The sequence below is a fragment of the Variovorax atrisoli 110B genome, assembly GCF_000382045.1.
GTDB classification, from domain to species: domain Bacteria; phylum Pseudomonadota; class Gammaproteobacteria; order Burkholderiales; family Burkholderiaceae_C; genus Variovorax; species Variovorax atrisoli.
This window is the reverse complement of sequence record NZ_KB907489.1, coordinates 1-4124: the sequence shown is the minus strand read 5'-3', so window position 1 is coordinate 4124 and position 4124 is coordinate 1. Positions and strand designations below refer to the sequence as shown.

The 4124-nt window shown below is 55.7% G+C and carries 5 protein-coding genes and 1 pseudogene; 2 read left to right on the top strand and 4 right to left on the bottom strand.

Annotated features, from left to right (window positions below; all coding sequences use genetic code 11):
* The coding region (locus tag G369_RS0135185) for a tripartite tricarboxylate transporter substrate-binding protein (protein WP_026346890.1) at nucleotides 1-298 on the top strand (298 nt) is incomplete at its 5' end.
* A gap of 267 nt (nucleotides 299-565) precedes the next feature.
* Here the strand turns inward: G369_RS0135185 and G369_RS39880 are convergent.
* The 4 genes and pseudogenes from G369_RS39880 to G369_RS39955 all read right to left on the bottom strand — a co-directional run.
* A complete protein-coding gene (locus G369_RS39880) occupies nucleotides 566-859 on the bottom strand; it encodes a winged helix-turn-helix domain-containing protein (protein ID WP_157773893.1) in 294 nt (97 codons plus the stop codon).
* Complete coding sequence (locus tag G369_RS37310; protein ID WP_019658750.1) at nucleotides 780-1691, bottom strand: IS3 family transposase; 912 nt, start codon at nucleotides 1689-1691, stop codon at nucleotides 780-782. The genes G369_RS39880 and G369_RS37310 overlap by 80 nt, the downstream gene beginning before the upstream one ends.
* 136 nt (nucleotides 1692-1827) lie before the next feature.
* Nucleotides 1828-1998 carry a hypothetical protein gene (locus tag G369_RS39000; RefSeq protein WP_019658749.1) on the bottom strand — a complete coding sequence of 57 codons (171 nt, stop codon included), beginning with the start codon at nucleotides 1996-1998 and terminating at the stop codon, nucleotides 1828-1830.
* A 157-nt stretch (nucleotides 1999-2155) separates the two neighbouring features.
* Nucleotides 2156-2296: pseudogene (locus G369_RS39955) on the bottom strand (hypothetical protein); the annotation flags it as partial.
* Between the two features lie 1157 nt (nucleotides 2297-3453).
* On the opposite strand from G369_RS39955, the gene G369_RS39870 reads away from it, so the two are divergent.
* On the top strand, nucleotides 3454-4124 hold a 671-nt coding region (locus G369_RS39870; protein ID WP_208604432.1), incomplete at its 3' end, for an ESPR domain-containing protein.

The following is a 4124-nucleotide window of genomic DNA, read 5'->3' as shown; positions in this document are numbered from 1 at the left end:
CACGCCCGCGCTGAAGGACCTGCCCACGCTGGACGAGTCGGGCCTCAAGGGCTTCGAAGTGACGATCTGGCACGGCGTGTACGCGCCCAAGGGCACGCCCGCACCGGTGCTGAAGAAGCTCAACGATGCCATCAAGGCCGCGATGAAGGACCCGGGCTTCATCCAGCGTGAAGAAGCGCTGGGCGCGGTGATCACCACCGACAAGCGCACCGAGCCGGCCGAGCACAAGAAGTTCGTGTCGTCCGAAATCGCGAAGTGGGGCCCGATCATCAAGGCCGCCGGCGTATATGCGGACTGATCCTTGCAGGCAAAAGGGTAGGACCTCTGTGACGCGAATTCGAAGGCAGTAGCAAGGGGTCTCTTGTGTGCATATACCGGGCTGCGGAGTCCTTGCGAGCACAGCTAAGCTTCCCAAGTTTGGATATCTTTGTTCTTGTTTTCCTGTAGCCGTGACTACGAGTGAAGAAGACTTTCCATGCACGTCTCGTGGGCATTTACGTCTGCCGGCATGCCAGGCGGCCAGCAGATTGAGCATCACGCATTTTTTGTGTCAGAAGATTAGGCATTAATCATCCTCGAGTGTTGGTGATCTAGTCTGCATAGACGGCAGCGGCTTAATCTTATGTTTCGTATTCAACAAGAGGCGATACCCAAAGTTTCGTATAGACACTAGCGATACGTCGCCGGAAGAAATTTCCATTAATGATTTACGCAAATGCGCAATATGTACGTCTATTGTACGCGTCAAATCTGCCGAGCCCCCTCTACTCCATACCGATTTAAAAATCGTCTCTCGCGAATGGGCTTGGTTGGCGTGTCGAAATAAATAAAGTGCGAGCTGAAACTCTCGTGGCCCCAAATGAATATGCTGGGTTTCGACATTGATAGTGCGGCTTATTGAAAATGTAGCGCCCAAAGACAAGCTCTTCGTGTTCATCAATGTACGGCAACGCCAACGCCCGCCTGATTCGGGCTTCGTAGCCCACCACCTTGCGGCTGCAGGCCTCCAGAATGGCCGCCAGATAGCAGAACCCCGAGGCAATCCGGATATAGGTGAAATCGGCAACCCACACCACGTTGGGCTGGGTCGGGATGACATTGCGGTATAGGTTGGGGAAAAACGGTGAGTCGTTCTTGCTGTCGGTAGTGCGCACGATGCGCTTGCGCGGCTTGATACCCTGGCCCTGGGTCCTCATCACACGCGCGACACGCTTGTGATTGACCACGTGCCCACGTCGGCGCAGCTCGTGCGTCACGCGCCGGTAGCCGTAGCCCGGCAACTCGTCCTGAATGCTATCGATCAGTTCGATGAGCCTGGTGTCGCTCATGCCTTGGCTGGTCGCCGTCGACCGGCGGTAGAAGGTGCTGCGCGGCAGTTCGATCACTTGGCACCCTCGTCTGATGGAGCAGGGTTGGGGCCGGTGATGATCGACAAGTTCTCGTTGTCGCTCACGAGGCGCAGGTGCGGCGTTTTTTTTGACTAGGTCCAGCTTCATCGTGAGCTGGCCAACCTTGCGCTCGAGGGCGGCGATCTTGGCCTCGTACTCCGCGAAGACCGATGCCTCGGCCTCCTCGGTGCTTAGCTCACCCCGGTCGTACTGTGTCAGCCACAGTTGAATCAGATTGGTCGACAGGACGTACTTCTTGGCCGCATCACGCCGTCCGATGGCGCACTGCGAATGTCCGGGCAAAGCTGAATCTTGGACTCCGGCGCGTGACGCCGAGACGGACCTCCCGATGACATGACCTTCTCCTGGTTGAAGGTCCGGCCAGCGTATCAGTTCTGGTTTGCTCGGTGGTCCAGCCGCAGGGGTTCACTCCAACTACCTACAAAACTGGCTCAGTTTCCGGTCGGCGCCAACAGATCTTGGCGTCCTTGAACTTGATCTCGCTGTCTTGGCGGCGTAGACGCTGGAGCAACTGCTGCACCAGCTCGGCGATGGCCTCCGGCGCAAGACCTCGCAAGTATTCTTCCTTGAGGTCGTGCAGCTCTTGCATGCGTGGCTCATGCGGGTGGCGACGACACGCCGCCACTGGGAGATGCGCTGTCAACGCACCGCCTCTCAAGCCCTGCTCTAGAGCCGCGTGATCGCGCTCATCTCGGGTAGCCGCTGCCACGGCAACCCGACCACGAGCGCATCGAACTGCGCCTGCGTCAGCGCGACCGGCTTCGCCGTGTCGAGCTCGCGTGGCCACGCGAAGCGACCGCGTTAAATCTTCTGACAGCACACCACACGCCGAAACCGTCGTGCACAAGCATCTTGATGCGCGTGGCCCGAGAGTTGGCAAACTTGTAGCCGTGGTGGGCGTTCGCGCTTCACATCGCATGCACCACGTGCGCGAGCAAGCGCTCGGCGCCACAGCGCATGTCCACCGTCTTCGTGCATAGTCACAGCGCGTCGATGCGGATCATCGCAGCACCTCGCGAAGCCACGCTGCGCAGTCTGCGGCCGCCGAGACGAGCCACGTCAGGCTCACGCCGATCGCGCCGCGCTTGAACTCCAGACGGATCTCTTCGGCAGCTACAGCAGCAACCGCTGGCACCGGCGCCGAGGGCGGTGGTAATGACAGCGCGATGAACTGCTGTGCCGACTAGGCAACCGTCGTGTCCCAGAGTTATTTGCGCGATGCAGCTTTCCACTCATTTGCTGCCGACTAGCAAATCACCAGCATCAACGAGCACGCCCATACTTGCCAGCGATCGCTTCTCAGGCAGTCGTCGAGTCAACTGAATTCTCGTGCCGTGTCGTCGTATCCACAAGTGCCGCACATCGGCCACTAGAGATAGTCCCCTGCTAGACGCCAAGTCTGATATCGGTGTCGTGTTGCCACGTTCCATTCGGCCTCTTGCCGCTCACCAAGAATCCGCAAACTCTCCATTCTGATCGGGCCACCATCGTCGACCCGCAGCTCCCGAACGACCGCTTGGTCTCTGTTACGCCGAGGTCGACGTCTCTCCCGCAGCCACGACCGTCTTCTAAGGGCAGCTTTGCGCATCAGCGTTTTATTAATTAAATATTAATAAGAGCGCAAAAGGACCATTTTTTTTACATTGCATAACAAAACAGTTGGCTTGGCCGTTGGTTTTTTCTACTCGATGGTGACTTTCCGGATTATTTTTCCACTTAATCCTTTCGTTCGAAATCGGATTGGAAAAAGCGATGTTTGACGGCAGTTGAGCTCATCGAATCTAATCCGACACATGAGCCGACGCTTGGTAAAAGTGACCAAACAAATATAGCTTGTTGGTAACAAGGCATCGAGTGAAGCTGTTATGCGTAACGACAAATCAGTTTGCACCAAAGATACTTTTGGAGTTGAAAAATAGCGACTCCTTCAAGGCGCTCGGAATTTATATATGACCATATTTGCCCATCATGAATAAATGTCATCGAGCCATTTGGAGCTAACCATTTGGGCGCTTGGGGCGCCGCAATTTGAATTGAGGCTCACATGAATAAAAATTTTCGTTCCATCTGGAATGACTCCACAAAAACCTGGATGGCCGTTCCTGAAACGGTGTCAACAAAGGGTAAGAGCAAAAGCACCTTGCTCCAAAGCGTAGCTGTAGCTGCTATATCAATTGCCGCGCTGAATGCGACCTCCTCTTATGCGCAGAGTGGTTTCGTTTTATGTAGCACCGGGGGGCTTCATTCATACTTAAATAGCCCAAATACTAGCATTCAACAGGGCGGTTCCGCATGCTCAAATTCGACCTCTTACTACCTCGGTAGCGGGACTAACGTACAATTCAATGGCATCACATCTGGCATCAGCGGCAACTCCCAGACGGTTGGATTGAAAGCCCCAACGTCGGTGACTTTGACAGCACCTCTTGTCTCGATCAATGGCGCGACTACTTTAAATGGCTACTCAATTAGCAATTTGGCAGCTGGTAGTTTGCCGACGGATGCGGTTAATGTCAGTCAACTTCAAAGCTTAAGCACTTCCACGTCCACTAGCTTGGGTTCAGCGATTAGCAGCATAAGTAGCCTGTCCACTGGCCTGAGCACCACCAACAGCGCAGTCGCGAGCCTGTCGACCTCCACGTCGACCGGCATCAGCAGTCTGTCGACCGGCCTGAGCTCGACCAACAGCTCCGTCACCAGCCTGTCGACCTCCGC

What these genes read in the sequence shown, in the direction of transcription:
- G369_RS39000 (WP_019658749.1), bottom strand. Translation starts at nt 1,998, where the DNA reads ATGCAAGAGCTGCACGACCTCAAGGAAGAATACTTGCGAGGTCTTGCG.